At 42.7% G+C, this 14,439-nt stretch carries 15 protein-coding genes and 2 riboswitches; all 15 genes read right to left on the reverse strand.

Annotated elements, in window-relative coordinates; genetic code table 11:
- Positions 1–387: 387 nt before the first annotated feature.
- A complete protein-coding gene (locus tag WCV65_RS17470) occupies positions 388–879 on the reverse strand; it encodes a DinB family protein (RefSeq protein WP_338778240.1) in 492 nt (163 codons plus the stop codon).
- 468 nt (positions 880–1,347) lie between these two features.
- Positions 1,348–1,497, reverse strand: coding sequence for a hypothetical protein (locus tag WCV65_RS17475; RefSeq protein ID WP_338778242.1), 150 nt, complete (start codon positions 1,495–1,497; stop codon positions 1,348–1,350).
- 279 nt (positions 1,498–1,776) lie between these two features.
- Positions 1,777–3,174, reverse strand: coding sequence for a Fe-S cluster assembly protein SufB (gene sufB, locus WCV65_RS17480; protein ID WP_211560673.1), 1,398 nt, complete (start codon positions 3,172–3,174; stop codon positions 1,777–1,779).
- A gap of 37 nt (positions 3,175–3,211) precedes the next feature.
- Entirely contained in the window at positions 3,212–3,649 is a 438-nt protein-coding gene (gene sufU / locus WCV65_RS17485; RefSeq protein ID WP_035410259.1) for a Fe-S cluster assembly sulfur transfer protein SufU, read from the reverse strand.
- Entirely contained in the window at positions 3,639–4,859 is a 1,221-nt protein-coding gene (locus WCV65_RS17490) for a cysteine desulfurase (RefSeq protein ID WP_338778248.1), read from the reverse strand. Before WCV65_RS17490 ends, sufU begins: the two co-directional genes overlap by 11 nt.
- On the reverse strand, positions 4,859–6,157 hold the full coding sequence (gene sufD / locus WCV65_RS17495) for a Fe-S cluster assembly protein SufD (RefSeq protein WP_338778250.1): 1,299 nt from the start codon (positions 6,155–6,157) through the stop codon (positions 4,859–4,861). The genes WCV65_RS17490 and sufD overlap by 1 nt, the downstream gene beginning before the upstream one ends.
- Positions 6,158–6,175: 18 nt before the next feature.
- The gene (gene sufC, locus WCV65_RS17500; RefSeq protein WP_211560682.1) at positions 6,176–6,961 is read right to left on the reverse strand and encodes a Fe-S cluster assembly ATPase SufC; all 786 of its coding nucleotides are present in this window, start codon (positions 6,959–6,961) and stop codon (positions 6,176–6,178) included.
- A gap of 374 nt (positions 6,962–7,335) precedes the next feature.
- On the reverse strand, positions 7,336–7,488 hold the full coding sequence (locus WCV65_RS17505; RefSeq protein WP_197491628.1) for a hypothetical protein: 153 nt from the start codon (positions 7,486–7,488) through the stop codon (positions 7,336–7,338).
- A gap of 251 nt (positions 7,489–7,739) precedes the next feature.
- Positions 7,740–8,108 carry a carboxymuconolactone decarboxylase family protein gene (locus WCV65_RS17510; RefSeq protein ID WP_035413804.1) on the reverse strand — a complete coding sequence of 123 codons (369 nt, stop codon included), beginning with the start codon at positions 8,106–8,108 and terminating at the stop codon, positions 7,740–7,742.
- A 64-nt stretch (positions 8,109–8,172) separates the two neighbouring features.
- Positions 8,173–9,432: a dicarboxylate/amino acid:cation symporter gene (locus WCV65_RS17515; protein WP_035413833.1), complete on the reverse strand. Its 1,260-nt coding sequence runs from the start codon at positions 9,430–9,432 to the stop codon at positions 8,173–8,175.
- Positions 9,433–9,593: 161 nt separating this feature from the next.
- Positions 9,594–10,430, reverse strand: a complete 837-nt coding sequence (locus WCV65_RS17520) for a MetQ/NlpA family ABC transporter substrate-binding protein (RefSeq protein WP_035413805.1) — start codon at positions 10,428–10,430, stop codon at positions 9,594–9,596.
- A gap of 11 nt (positions 10,431–10,441) precedes the next feature.
- Positions 10,442–11,110: a methionine ABC transporter permease gene (locus WCV65_RS17525; RefSeq protein WP_338778258.1), complete on the reverse strand. Its 669-nt coding sequence runs from the start codon at positions 11,108–11,110 to the stop codon at positions 10,442–10,444.
- Positions 11,103–12,128 carry a methionine ABC transporter ATP-binding protein gene (locus WCV65_RS17530; RefSeq protein WP_035413807.1) on the reverse strand — a complete coding sequence of 342 codons (1,026 nt, stop codon included), beginning with the start codon at positions 12,126–12,128 and terminating at the stop codon, positions 11,103–11,105. Before WCV65_RS17530 ends, WCV65_RS17525 begins: the two co-directional genes overlap by 8 nt.
- Before the next feature lie 93 nt (positions 12,129–12,221).
- A riboswitch (SAM riboswitch) is annotated at positions 12,222–12,334 on the reverse strand.
- A gap of 106 nt (positions 12,335–12,440) precedes the next feature.
- Entirely contained in the window at positions 12,441–13,754 is a 1,314-nt protein-coding gene (locus tag WCV65_RS17535; RefSeq protein ID WP_338778260.1) for an O-acetylhomoserine aminocarboxypropyltransferase/cysteine synthase family protein, read from the reverse strand.
- 60 nt (positions 13,755–13,814) lie between these two features.
- Positions 13,815–13,921, reverse strand: a riboswitch (SAM riboswitch).
- A gap of 204 nt (positions 13,922–14,125) precedes the next feature.
- Positions 14,126–14,434 (reverse strand): thioredoxin family protein, encoded by a 309-nt coding sequence (locus tag WCV65_RS17540; RefSeq protein WP_338778262.1) that lies wholly within the window; start codon positions 14,432–14,434, stop codon positions 14,126–14,128.
- Positions 14,435–14,439 lie beyond the last annotated feature (5 nt).

Here is a 14,439-nt window from a genome sequence, read left to right on the forward strand (position 1 = left end):
TCAATCTCCTCCTGATCTGTAATCCTTTTAACCATAACAAGCTTTTGTTAAGGCTGGGTTACAGATTTTTGAAGGTTGGAAATTGAGCCGATAGACTTAGGGATGGAGCCAGCAAATGCTTTCGGGAAGTCAGCAATTATCCTTTGAAAGTCAGCAATTACTTTAAAAGCGTCAGCAATTATTCTTTTATAGTCAGCAATTATCCTAAAAATGTCAGCAATTATTCTTTTATAGTCAGCAATTATCCTAAAAATGTCAGCAATTATTCTTTTATAGTCAGCAATTATCCTAAAAATGTAAGAAATTATTCAAATAAGCCCGCCTTTCACCGCTCCATTCTGCTTTTTAAACTCAATTCCTCTGCTTTAACCTGAATGAATAATCGGATTATCCTTCGACAGCATCCGTTTGCCAGCTATTTTGCAGCTTACGGATAAAAATGATCTGTCCGATGTGAAAAGCATTATGTGTTGCTGCATTTCCAAGTATCTCCCACCATTTCGCAGGTACCGGAAATCCATTTACTTCACTTTCAACCTTCTCTTCCGATAATAGATCTTGCCACTTCAGCAAAACTTCTAAAAGACGCTCCTTTAAGTGGCTAAAGTTTTCATTTTCCGGAATGACAAAGCTCTTATTGTTATCACCTATAGATGGAACAGCATTAACATCAGATTTTTCATACCTTGTTTGCCATGTTTCGTTCCAGTAAAGGAGATGCTGAACAATTTCAGCAATGCTATTGCAATTTTCGTTTGGCTTCCAAAACGCATCTTCTTCTGATAGATTTGCAATCGAATCGGAAAATGGAAGATACCAGCTGGGATCATGAGCATTAGCTAATAATTGATCGGATAATAAGGCTTTTGCATGGGCCATGCTTTTCACACTCCTGATAAAGAATCTTGAATCCGAAAGTATAGATAAATCCTCTTTAGCTACATCACTAGTTCTCTTTAATAGCGCCTTTCTCCTTTTTATAAAATGATGACATTAAGTCAGGTTGAAAATTACGTTGATCATTTTGAGTTAGTTTCTTACCGCGTCTGCTTTAACCACACTCTATGTTCAACAAGTCTGATGCTTTTTTTGAGTAACATTACTTCATTGCAGCAATAGCCCCGGAGGAGCGGGACAGGTGAGACCCCGCAGGTGCCTGCGACGCGGAGGCTCACCGCCCTCCCCAAGGATAAGCGAGTGTCTGCTAACTGCAATCAACAGCCAAGTTTAACAGAGCCAAAAATAAAAAAGCACCTATCTAATTACAGATAGGCACCCGATTGCAGAAGATATTGAAAAGAAATTTCGATTGAAAAACATAGGGAGAATTGAATCTTCCTATGTTGTCTATTTCTCTGTTTGTTTTTGCTTCTTTTTCAAATACTCCGCACGTATTTTTTCAAGTTGCTTCTTTTTATCAAATTTGGCAGGCGTGTTTTTTTCATGAAATTTTGTCACAGCTACCTGACCTTTGTGATCCAATTGATACTTCCCCACTTTGTTCACCTGCTTTTCTTATCTTTAAAGCGAATCGATTCACCAAATATAATATACCTTATTTTACTGAAGTAAACCTAATTACTTTATTCGTGTCTACTAACTTTAATTTATCCAAAGTTAGTATTCCTCCAAATTAAGCCTTTAATGAAAGAAAACGTGCACTTCTCCTTCTTGAAGAAATGCACCTTTATTTGAGTTAATGCAAACTTGGCACGACAATGATTACCACAAAAAAAAGCCTCGATATATGTCTAATATACCAAGGCTTTTTGTAAGTTATCCGATTGAACCTTCCATCTCAAACTTGATCAGGCGGTTCATTTCAACGGCATATTCCATTGGAAGTTCTTTTGTGAATGGCTCGATGAAGCCCATTACGATCATTTCTGTTGCTTCTTCTTCAGAAATACCGCGGCTCATGAGATAGAACAATTGCTCTTCTGATACTTTTGAAACTTTTGCTTCATGCTCCAATGAGATGTTGTCGTTTAGGATCTCATTGTAAGGGATTGTATCAGAAGTGGATTTGTTATCCATGATGAGTGTATCACACTCGATGTTGGAACGAGCGCCTTCAGCTTTGCGGCCGAAGTGAACGATTCCGCGGTACGTTACTTTACCGCCTTGCTTGGAGATAGACTTCGACACGATTGTGGAAGACGTATTCGGTGCAAGGTGGATCATTTTTGCGCCTGCATCCTGGTGCTGGCCTTTTCCTGCAAGTGCAATGGAAAGAGTCATTCCGCGAGCGCCTTCGCCTTTTAGAACAACGGCCGGGTATTTCATTGTCAGCTTGGAGCCGATATTCCCGTCAATCCATTCCATTGTAGCCTGTGCTTCACATACCGCACGCTTCGTTACAAGGTTGAATACGTTGTTCGCCCAGTTTTGAATCGTTGTATAACGGCAGTAGCCGCCTTTTTTGATGATGATTTCAACAACGGCACTGTGAAGAGAGTTTGTTGTATAAACCGGTGCTGTACAGCCTTCTACGTAATGAACATGTGCGCCTTCATCAACGATGATCAAAGTACGCTCAAATTGCCCCATGTTCTCGGAGTTGATGCGGAAATACGCTTGAAGCGGAGTATCCACTTTTACTCCTTTTGGTACATAGATGAAGGATCCGCCGGACCAAACTGCAGAGTTCAGTGCTGCAAATTTGTTGTCCGTTGGAGGGATCACTTTACCCCAGTGCTCGCGGAAAATGTCTTCATTTTCGCGAAGTGCGCTGTCGGTGTCCTTAAACACGATTCCCATGTCTTCAAGGTCTTCCTTCATGTTGTGGTAAACCACTTCGGATTCGTATTGTGCAGAAACACCGGCAAGGTATTTTTGCTCCGCTTCCGGAATTCCAAGCTTGTCAAACGTGCGTTTGATTTCTTCAGGAACTTCATCCCATGAACGCTCGGATTTCTCAGATGGTTTTACGTAGTACGTAATTTCATCAAAGTTAAGAGCATTCAGATCTCCGCCCCATTGAGGCATTGGCATATTGTAAAAGTGCTCAAGTGATTTCAAACGGAAGTCGAGCATCCACTGAGGCTCATTTTTCATGCGCGAAATTTCTTCAACGATTTCTTTTGTTAATCCGCGCTTTGAACGGAATATGGAGACGTCTTTATCAGAAAAGCCATACTTGTAATCCCCAATATCAGGCATTTTTTTAGCCATCCGTCTTCACTCCTTCTTTCAGATTTTATATTGATTGTCACTGCCCTTGGCTGTGCACACCTTTTTCCATCGCTTTCCAGGATAACGTGGCACATTTAATCCGTGCCGGAAACTTTGATACTCCTTGAAGGGCTTCGATATCCCCTAAGTCTATCGTATCATCGTATTCTTTTCCTTGCATCATATCTGAAAAGATTTCTGATAATTTAAGGGCCGTTTCTACGTCGTGCCCTTTAATTGCCTGAGTCATCATAGAGGCGGACGCCATGGAAATGGAACATCCCTCTCCATCAAACTTGGCATCAGCTACTTTTCCGTCTTCGATCTTCAATGTCAGATGGATCCGGTCTCCGCAAGTGGGGTTGTTCATATCAACCGTCAGGCTGTCTTCCAAAGACCCTTTATTGCGGGGATTTTTATAATGATCCATGATGACCTGCCGATAAAGTGTATCAAGATTATTATTAAAAGACATTTGAGAAGTACTCCTTCGTTTTGACTAGCCCGGATACGAGCTGATCAATGTCTTCCTCAGTATTATAGAGATAGAAGCTCGCACGTGCTGTCGCTGATACATTCAGCCATTTCATTAAAGGCTGTGCACAGTGATGGCCTGCACGGACTGCAATTCCCTCTGCATCAAGAACGGTTGCAACATCATGAGGATGAACATCCTCAATATTAAAGGTAACAAGACCCGCTCTTTCTTTAGGCCCGTAAATGGTTAAGCCATCAATTTCGGACATTTTATCCATCGCGTAAGCAGCAAGCTTATGCTCGTGCTCAAAGATGTTATCAAGCCCGACTTCCTCAAGAAAATCAATGGCCGCTCCAAGTCCGATGGCACCTGCAATGATCGGAGTGCCAGCTTCAAATTTCCACGGAAGCTCTTTCCATGTAGATTCGTATAAGCCGACAAAATCGATCATTTCGCCGCCGAACTCCGCAGGCTCCATGTTTTCCAGAAGAGCTTTCCTCCCATATAGTACGCCAGTACCTGTAGGACCGCACATTTTATGGGCTGAAAAGGCAAAGAAATCACAGTCAAGATCCTGAACGTCTACTCTCATATGAGGAGTGCTTTGTGCACCATCCACGACCATAACCGCTCCATGTCTGTGGGCAATCGAAGCAATTTCCTTAACAGGGTTAATCGTGCCAAGCACGTTTGACACCTGCATCACTGCAACAATCTTCGTATGATCAGTAATGGTTTCCTCTGCATCCTGCAAAGAAATCGTTCCGTCCTCCTGAAGAGGAATGTATTTCAGCTGGGCACCGGTTGCTTTTGCAGCCTGCTGCCATGGAATAATATTTGCATGATGCTCCATATGAGTGATGACAATTTCATCACCCGGCTGAAGATTCGCCCGTGCATAACTTAACGCTACGACGTTCAAAGCGGTTGTAGCTCCTCTTGTAAAAATGACTTCTTCCGTTGAAGACGCATTGATAAACTTGCGAACCTTCTCGCGTGCGCCCTCATAACCGTCTGTTGCCCTCGTTCCAAGAGTGTGAACCCCGCGGTGAACATTTGAGTTGTATTCGCGGTAGTATTTAGACATTGCTTCAATCACAGCCAGAGGCTTTTGAGAGGTTGCAGCGCTGTCCAGATAAACAAGATCCTTTCCGTTGACTTTCTGGTCAAGAATCGGAAACTGCTTTTGGATAGATTTCATATCCATTATCTGACTTTCCTCTCAATAACTTCCACAAGCTGTTTCTTCACGCCTTCAATCGGCATTTTCTTAACGACCGGGTTAAGGAAGCCGTAAATAACAAGTCTTTCAGCCTCAGCCTGTGAAATCCCTCTGCTCATTAGATAGAAAAGCTGCAGCGGATCTACACGGCCAACTGATGCCGCATGGCCTGCCGTTACATCATCTTCATCAATCAGCAGAATCGGGTTTGCATCCCCGCGTGCTTTTTCACTCAGCATAAGCACTCTGGATTCCTGCTCAGCATTGGACTTTGAAGCACCCAGCTCAATTTTCCCGATTCCGTTGAAGATGGATGTAGCGCTGTCCTTCATCACACCATGCTTCAGGATGTATCCTTCAGAGTGTTTCCCAAAATGAACCACTTTCGTCGTAAAGTTCTGGGTTTGTTCTCCGCGTCCTACAACCACTGTTTTGGTATCTCCGTAAGAACCGTCGCCCATCAGGTTCGTTACGTTCTCAGAAACCGTATTTCCGTCATTCATCATGCCAAGCGCCCACTCAATGCGTGCATCGCGCCCAGCCACACCGCGGCGGTTCACGTAAGAAGTCACTTCTTTAGAAAGAGTGTCTACTGCACCATAGGTTACTCGAGCATTCGTGTTTGCAAACACTTCAGTCACGATGTTAAAGATCGCCTCTTCGCTGTTAACAGAGATATAGTTCTCAACATACGTAACGGAACTATTGTCTTCTGCAACAACCAATACGTGATTAAAGACGGCTTTTGCTTTTTCATGAACGAAAACTGCTTGAAGCGGTGCTTGCAATTCAACGTTCTTCGGAACGTAAACGAATGTTCCGCCGTTCATTAGCGCTGCGTGCAAAGCTGTAAGCTTATGTTCATCGACTTTCACGCCATTCTGCATGAAGTACTTTTGAACAAGGTCTCCGTGCTCCTTAACAGCCGTAAAAATATCTGTAATGATTACACCTTTAGACTTCGCCTCTTCAGATAAAGAAACGTATGCCGGTGTATGATCACGCTGAATGTAGAGAGTCTGATCCTGATTTTCTGCATCCACTAAAATTTTAACGGAATCATCAAGATCATGAAGAGATGTATATGTTTGGCTCTCAACGGTATGCTGGTCAAAATCCGTTAAGTTCCAGTTCTTAATGTTTGTTTTATCCGGTCTTGGCATAGGAAGCTCTTCGGATTTCTCCAACGCCTGCAAGCGAAGGTCCTTCAGCCAATCCGGTTCGCCGTGCTTGCTGGAGAAGCCGGCTACATAATCTTTATCAAATTTGATTTGCGTTTCCAAATTGAGCCCTCCTAACGCTTACGCTTCTTGTCCGACAGTTTCGTCTTCAATGCCTAGCTCTTGCTTAATCCAATCATAGCCTTCAGCTTCAAGACGCTGAGCAAGCTCAGGTCCGCCGGATTTTACAATACGTCCCTGCATCATGACATGGATGTGATCAGGTGTGATGTAGTTAAGAAGACGCTGATAGTGAGTGATGATCAGGCAGCCGAAATCATCGCTGCGCATTTGGTTGATTCCTTTAGAAACGACTTTAAGTGCATCAATATCAAGACCGGAGTCAATCTCATCAAGAATCGCAATCTTCGGCTTAATCATCATAAGCTGAAGGATTTCATTGCGCTTTTTCTCCCCGCCTGAGAAACCTTCGTTTAGGTAGCGCTGTGCCATATCCGGATCCATTTCAAGGAATTCCATGTTTTCATCCATTTGGCGGATGAATTTCATCAGGGAAATTTCTTGTCCTTCCTCACGGCGTGCATTAATAGAAGAGCGAAGGAAGTCTGCATTTGTTACCCCGCTGATTTCACTTGGGTACTGCATAGCAAGGAAAAGCCCTGCGCGTCCGCGCTCATCCACTTCCATTTCAAGAACATCTTCACCGTCGAATGTGATGCTGCCCTTCGTAACTTCATACTTAGGGTGCCCCATAATCGCTGAAGAAAGAGTCGATTTACCCGTTCCGTTCGGTCCCATGATTGCATGAAACTCACCGCTTTTTATTTCAAGGTTAACACCTTTTAAAATCTCTTTCCCGTCGATCTCAACGTGTAAATCCTTAATTGTTAAAGTTGAACCTGACATGTTACTACCTCCATCGATAACGGATTTTATGCGTAAAGAATAGCTTGGTCCCCATTTTGTGCTGTTTCTGCAAAAAAAACAAAAAGACAGAATTGCAGAGCCGGCTATGGCAGCACAAGAGTTCTCAGCTCTTCTTTCCTGCGATTTAAAACAAATGATTCTCATTTTATTCTCATTCTAATCTTATAACAAATGAAATCTGAATACAACCGTTACACAGCTTCACTGTCCTTCAAGCCATTTTACCGGTTTATTCAATTGCCTGAACATTTATAATACCACTATTCCACGTTTCCTTGAAATACAGATTCATCCTTATTATGTAGGAAGATAAAAAGAGGGCCGCAGTCACACGGCCCTCCTCCACGTTCTATTTAATGATGTGCTTTTCGCTGGTGAGCAGCTGCCATTCTCATGCTCTCACGATAGCTTTTTTCACGTTTCTCTTCTACCTCAAGACGATTATCAAGTTTACGGCCATACTCTGCATAGCTCATTCCATGAGATTTCTGCATGGCTTTTTCCATTTCTGCCGTATGCTCCAGTACCAGCTTTTGCTGCGTAAGAATAATGAATCATCCTTTCAGTTTTTTCAACAATTTCATCGTATCAAACTGTTGAATTTTTTAAAAACAGGCTAAGGGACGTTAATTTCTCTTCAGTTATGAGTTAGCCTGATTTCGCTCATCTTAAACCTTCATTGGCAGTTTTGCTCCAAAAAGCTTGTCTTTCTTTCCATATTGAAAAGAGAGCCTGCGAAAACAGGCTCTCTTTTCTATTATTGCTTAAGCTGATTTAATTCAGTCATGCACTCCTGAACAAGGGTAACAGCCTGGCTCATAGCTGCTCCGCCTCCAAAGGCTGCGGTCACACCAACAGCTTCTAAAATTTCCTGTTCTGTCGCCCCTTGGTCAAGGCACCCTTTTGTATGGTAAATAATGCAATACTCATCCTGTGAATAAAGACTAATACCGAGGGCGATCAGCTGTTTGTCTTTTTGAGACAGCTCTCCTGCTTGAAAACATGCTTCCGTAAACGCATTGAACTGATGAGCGAATTCCGGCATTTTTTGAGTAAAGGCTCCAAGACCCATCTTATACTGATGCAGGGCAGCTTCTGTTGAATTACGAGGCTCCATATGATCCATTATTCCCACTCCCATTTGTAAAAGTCGGAATTAGTATGCCACCATAAAAACCCAGTCATGCACTTTAAGCTTCGAAATTAGCCTTACTGTCTGTTGAAACAGATGGAGGATGAAACTCATTTTCATTTTTGGAAATAACAACGGTAGCTACTCCATTTCCGATCAGATTGGTAATCGCCCTTGCTTCCGACATGAACCGGTCTACCCCGATTAAAAGGGCGATCCCTTCTACAGGGATAATGGGAAAAGCGGCAACGGTTGCAGCCAGTGTTATAAATCCTGACCCCGTTACTCCTGCAGCCCCTTTAGAGGTCAGCATCAATATTCCCAATAGGGTGAGCTCTTGCCATATTGTTAAATCAATGCCATATGCCTGAGCAATGAAGATGGCTGCCATTGATAAATAAATGGACGTGCCATCCAGGTTAAAAGAATATCCGGTTGGGATTACCAGACCGACTACAGATTTAGAACAGCCGTACCTCTCCAGTTTTTCCATCATTTTAGGCAGCGCTGATTCTGAAGAAGAAGTTCCGAGTACGAGTAATATTTCTTCTTTAATATAGGCAATGAATTTGAAGATACTAAATCCATTGAATCGGGCAATGGCTCCCAGAACCACAATAATAAACAGGAACATCGTCAAGTAGACAGATCCCATCAGCTTCCCCAGGTTCGCAAGTGATTCCACTCCAAATTCCCCAATTGTGAAAGCCATTGCTCCAAAGGCTGCGATTGGTGAGACTTTCATAATCATATTTACAATCCCAAAGAAAATATCAGTAAACCGTTCAAACAGCTGAATCACTGGTTTAGACTTTTCTCCAAGACCTGCTGCGGCCACACCGAATAGGACAGCAAAAAATAATATTGGAAGAAGTTCGCCTTCTGCCATAGCACCAATTGCATTTTCGGGAACAATATCCGTTATGAACCCAACTATTCCGTGATCTGAATCTTTTGCCTGCTCTTCGTATGTACTGACAGCATCACTGCTCGCCCCTTCTTTGTTTACGCCAGCACCAGGCTGAATAAGGTTAACAACAAGAATTCCAATAGCAAGAGCGAAGGTTGTCACAATCTCAAAATAAATTAATGCTTTTCCGCCGATCCTGCCCACCTTTTTCAAATCGCCCATTCCGCCAATTCCAATAACAATGGTTAAGAAAATAATCGGAGCAATAACCATCTTAATCATTTTAATAAAGATGTCAGCGAGAACTTTTAAATTTACAGCAAACTCCGGGAAGAAAAACCCTGTAATGATCCCGAGGATAATCCCAATCACCACTTGCACAGTTAGATTACGAAAATTTATTCTCAACAAAATACCCCATCCCCTCTGTTTGTGATCGCTTACAGTATAAGTGTAACGAAATATTGTGACAAAATTAATCGGATATTTGACACAAATCAACGGACCTAGTGTTTTTAGGCAAGAAAAAAAGCCCCAAAAGGAAGCCTTTCGGGACTTTTACTTCATGCTTATTTATCTACTGGTACAACAGCACCTTCGTACTTTTCTTCAATGAATTTTTTAATTTCATCTGAGTGAAGAACTTCAACAAGTGCTTTCACTTCTTTTTTGTTCTCATCGCCTTTGCGGACAGCGATGATATTTACATATGGAGAATCAGAACCTTCCAAGGCGATCGCATCTTTCTGAGGGTTAAGTCCTGCATCAATCGCGTAATTTGTGTTGATCAGCACTGCATCGCCTTCATCATTGTTGTAGATTTGCGGAAGAAGACTTGCTTCTACATCTGCCTTGAATTGAATATCCTTTTTATTCTCCTCAATATCTTCAACTGTAGCTTTTGTTTTGTCTACGCCTTCTTTAAGCTTAATCAGTCCCTCGCTCTCAAGCATAGTCAGAATGCGTCCGTGGTCTGCTACCGAGTTGCTCATGATGATTGTAGCTCCCTTTGGAAGCTTTTCAAGTGATTTGTATTTTTTTGAATATACTCCGATTGGCTCAATATGAATTCCACCGGCATTCACAAAATCATAGTTTTTGTTTTCAGCCATTTGAGACTCAAGGTACGGAATGTGCTGGAAGTAGTTAGCATCGATTTCTTTGTCAGCAAGTGTTTTGTTCGGAAGAATATAGTCCTGGAAGGTTTTAATCTCCAGTTCTACACCTTTTTTCTCTAGCAGCGGCTTCGCTTCTTCAAGAATTTCTGCATGAGGCACGTTGGATGCGCCAACAATCAGTTTCCCTGTTTCCTCACTGCCTGAACCCGAACCGGATCCGGATGTCCCGCACGCGGATAATGCAAGCGCAGATACCGCAAATACTGTACTTATTAATAATTTCTTCATTTCTTTTCCCCCTAGCGTTTGTCTAGTTTTCTTGTAATGAAATCTCCAATGATTTGGAGAATAAACACAATAATTAAGATGAGAATAGTAGCGACGAGCGTTACTTCATTGTTGCTGCGCTGAAAGCCTTCTAAATAAGCAAGATTTCCAAGTCCGCCGGCACCGATAACACCAGCCATAGCGGAATATCCTACGAGCGCAATGGCAGTAACGGTAATACCTGATGCAAGGGCTGGCATCGATTCCGGCAAGAGAACCTTCCAGATGATCATAAAGGTGGAAGCACCCATTGATCTTGCCGCTTCAATAACCCCTTTATCAATTTCCCTTAAACCTATTTCAACCATTCTTGCGTAAAAGGGTGCTGCGCCGATGATCAATGCGGGAAGTGCAGCTTCTGCACCGAGCATAGACCCAACGATCGCTTTTGTGAATGGAATCAAAAGGATAATTAATATAATGAACGGAATGGAGCGAAATACGTTTACGAAGGCTGAAATGATCATATTCACTATCCGATTTTCCCAGACGTTTCCTTTAGATGTAAGGAATAATAGCAATCCAAGGAGAATCCCAAGGATAAAAGTTGCCAGTACCGAAACGCCCGTCATATAAATCGTTTCAGCTGCAGCCGTCCAAACCTTTTCCCAATTCACTTCCGGAAATAATTGCTCAAGCATGGGCAACCACCTCCACTTCTACCTGATGATCTGATAAGAATTGTAAAGCCCGGTCCATTTCTGTTTCTTCCCCGTCGATATAAAGGAACAGCGCACCATAAGCCCCGCTTTGGGTCTGTGATATTTTACCCTGCAGGATATTCACTTTAACATCGTAGTTTTTAATTAAGCTGGTCACAACCGGCTGCTCTGTAGAATCGCCTACGAAGGTCAGCTGGACGATTCGTCCTGACGGATAAGAATCAATCAGATGGGCAATGGTTTCCTTCGTCTCTTCAGGCTCAGTAACCTGCTGGACAAATCGTTTCGTAATAGGAGCTTTAGGTTTTCTGAATACATTCAGCACCTCTCCTTCTTCAACGATTTTCCCATCTTCCATGACCGCTACCTTGTGGCAGATTTTGCGGATGACGTGCATCTCATGGGTAATGAGAACAATCGTCAGACCCAGACGCTGGTTAATATCTACAAGCAGTTCCAGAATGGAATCCGTTGTCTGAGGATCAAGTGCAGAGGTTGCTTCGTCACACAGCAGCACCTTTGGGTTATTTGCAAGGGCTCTCGCAATTCCAACACGCTGCTTTTGACCTCCGCTCAGCTGTGATGGATAAGCGCTCTCTCTGCCTTCCAATCCGACAAGACGGATCAATTCCTTTACACGCTCCTTTCTTTCAGAAGCAGGGATTCCTGCAATTTCAAGCGGGAATGCAATATTGTCGGCCACTGTGCGGGACCATAGGAGATTAAAATGCTGGAAGATCATACTGATTTCCTGTCTGGCCTTCCGAAGCTTGCTTCCTTTTATCTCGGCAATCCGGTTTCCTGCGACCTCAATTGTTCCCGATGTAGGAGTCTCGAGACCATTCAAGAGTCTGATTAAAGAACTCTTGCCTGCTCCGCTATAGCCGATGATTCCAAAGATTTCACCTTTTTGAACTTCAAGGTTCACATCATCTACGGCTGTGATGCTCCCTGATTTGACAGAGTATACTTTTGAAACATGATTTAGTGTAATCACTGCACTCACCTTCTTTCTGATCCGATCTGAAAGGAATAAAAAATGCCTTTCTGCACAAGTGAGCAGAAAGGCATTAAAATATAGGATACCTTTCTCTCATCTTTCAAAATGCCTGAGCATTTTGAGTGAATTGGCACCACTTCAGTTACATAACTGATGGTTGCCGGGCTTCATAGGGCACGTCCCTCCACCTCTCTTAATAAGAGAACAATTTATTATTCAGTTGGGATAGTTTGAAATTTTAAAAATATTTCAGATCTGAAAGTGAGTTTATCATGCAAAAATAGAGTTGTCAACAACTAATGTTTACGGTCAATTGATGCTGACAGTCAACGATCGTTTTCCTGTAGCGGCGAAAATAGCTGCCTCCAAATCCTCAAGCAGATCGTCTGAATGTTCAATTCCTACAGACAATCTGATCAGATCCTCGGAAACCCCGGCCTCTATAAGCTCTTCCTTGCCGAGCTGCTGATGTGTGGTGCTTGCCGGATGAATAATTAAGCTTTTGGCATCCCCAACATTCGCCACATGCGACCATAACTTCGTATGATTGATAATGGCTTTCCCTTCCTCCAAGCCTCCATCTATTCCAAATACAATAACTGCACCGGCTCCTTTTGGCAAATATCGATCTGCAAGGTTTTTTGATGGATGTTCTTCAAGCTCCGGGTATAATACCCACTTAACTGCGGGATGGTTTTGAAGGTAGGAAACGATTTTCCTTGTATTTGCAATGTGTTCCTTCATCCTGACATGCAGCGTCTCTAATCCCAATGTAAATTGAAAGGCATTGTACGGACTTAATGCCGGACCTAAATCTCTCAGAAGCTGAACCCTTGCCTTTACGATATAAGCGAGTTCGCCGAGGGCTTCAGCAAAAACGATATTATGATAGCTTGGGTCAGGAGTAACGAAGGCTGGAAATTTGCCTGTAGACCAGTCAAACTTGCCGCCATCCACGATAATGCCCCCTAATGTCGTTCCATTGCCAAGCAGCCATTTTGTAGCCGAATGAACCACAATGTCCGCTCCATAGTCAATGGGTTTGAAAAGGTATGGTGTAGCAAAGGTATTATCAATGATTAAAGGAATTCCCGCTTCATGAGCAATTTCAGATACCGATGCAACATCAAGAACCTGAAGGCTGGGATTTCCGATTATTTCACCAAAGATCGCCTTCGTTTTTTGAGTGATTGCCTTCTTAAAATTCTCAGGATCGGATGCATCGGCAAAAACTGTTTTGATGCCGTATCTCGGCAACGTATTTGCAAATAAATTATAGGTTCCGCCGTAAAGATTGGAAGCCGCGACAATTTCATCTCCAGCTTCTGCAATATTTAGTATCGCGAGGGTAATGGCTGCCATTCCGCTTGAAACAGCTAGAGCACCTGCCCCGCCTTCAAGCTGCGCCACCCTTTCTTCTAGCACTGAAACGGTAGGATTATGTATCCTCGTATAAATGTACCCTGGCTCTTTTAAAGCAAAAAGATCAGCTGCATGATCCGTGTCTTTAAACAAATACGCATTTGACTGATAAATAGGTACAGCTCTTGCTCCTGTAATCGGGTCTTCCTTAAGTCCTCCATGTACGGCCAGCGTTTCCGGTCTGAATCCATTTTCACTCATTCGATCTCCCCCTGTTTTCATAATAAAAACCCCTTCCGAAGAAGAGGTCTTTGTCCGCTCTTCTCATCTGCCAGAAGGTAACCCTCTGCTGGAATTAGCACCGTATCTAAATAGACCGGTTGCTGCGTTATTATCGGGCCAGTACCCTCCAACGCTCTTGATAAGATATTTGTTTGAATTTTCTTAATATTAACCTCTTTTTCTGTTGTTGGCAACTATTTACTAAAAAATATTTGCCGGCCATTTTATTTCCCGAGAAATATGCTGAATGAGAGGTAAATAAACAGAATGAGCTCGAAAAAAGATCCGCCTAATACTATTTATCGAAATGATAACTTTTTATCATCTCTAAAAAAATGAAAAACGCCGCATTAAGCGCCGTCTTTTTGAAGCAATCTATACAAAAATTCAACAGATTGAAATGCATATTGTTTCGATTTAATATGTCCATCCTCAAAAATCAGCAAGCATGGAACACTCTCAACTTCCCATTTTCCTGCATAACCCGGTAAATAATTTAGATTCGCCATATAAATGTCCGTTTCCGGCAATGCCCCATCCACTACTGTAAGCATACGCTTTGCAAGCTGGCATGTTCCGCAGAAGGGAGTATAGAGATACAAAATAAACCGTCCCTTATCCATCCTCCCGGAAATCTGCTTATCATTTATTTCAATCATAATAA

It is taken from the genome of Metabacillus sp. FJAT-52054 (assembly GCF_037201815.1).
In the GTDB taxonomy this organism is placed as follows: Bacteria; Bacillota; Bacilli; order Bacillales; family Bacillaceae; genus Metabacillus_B; species Metabacillus_B sediminis.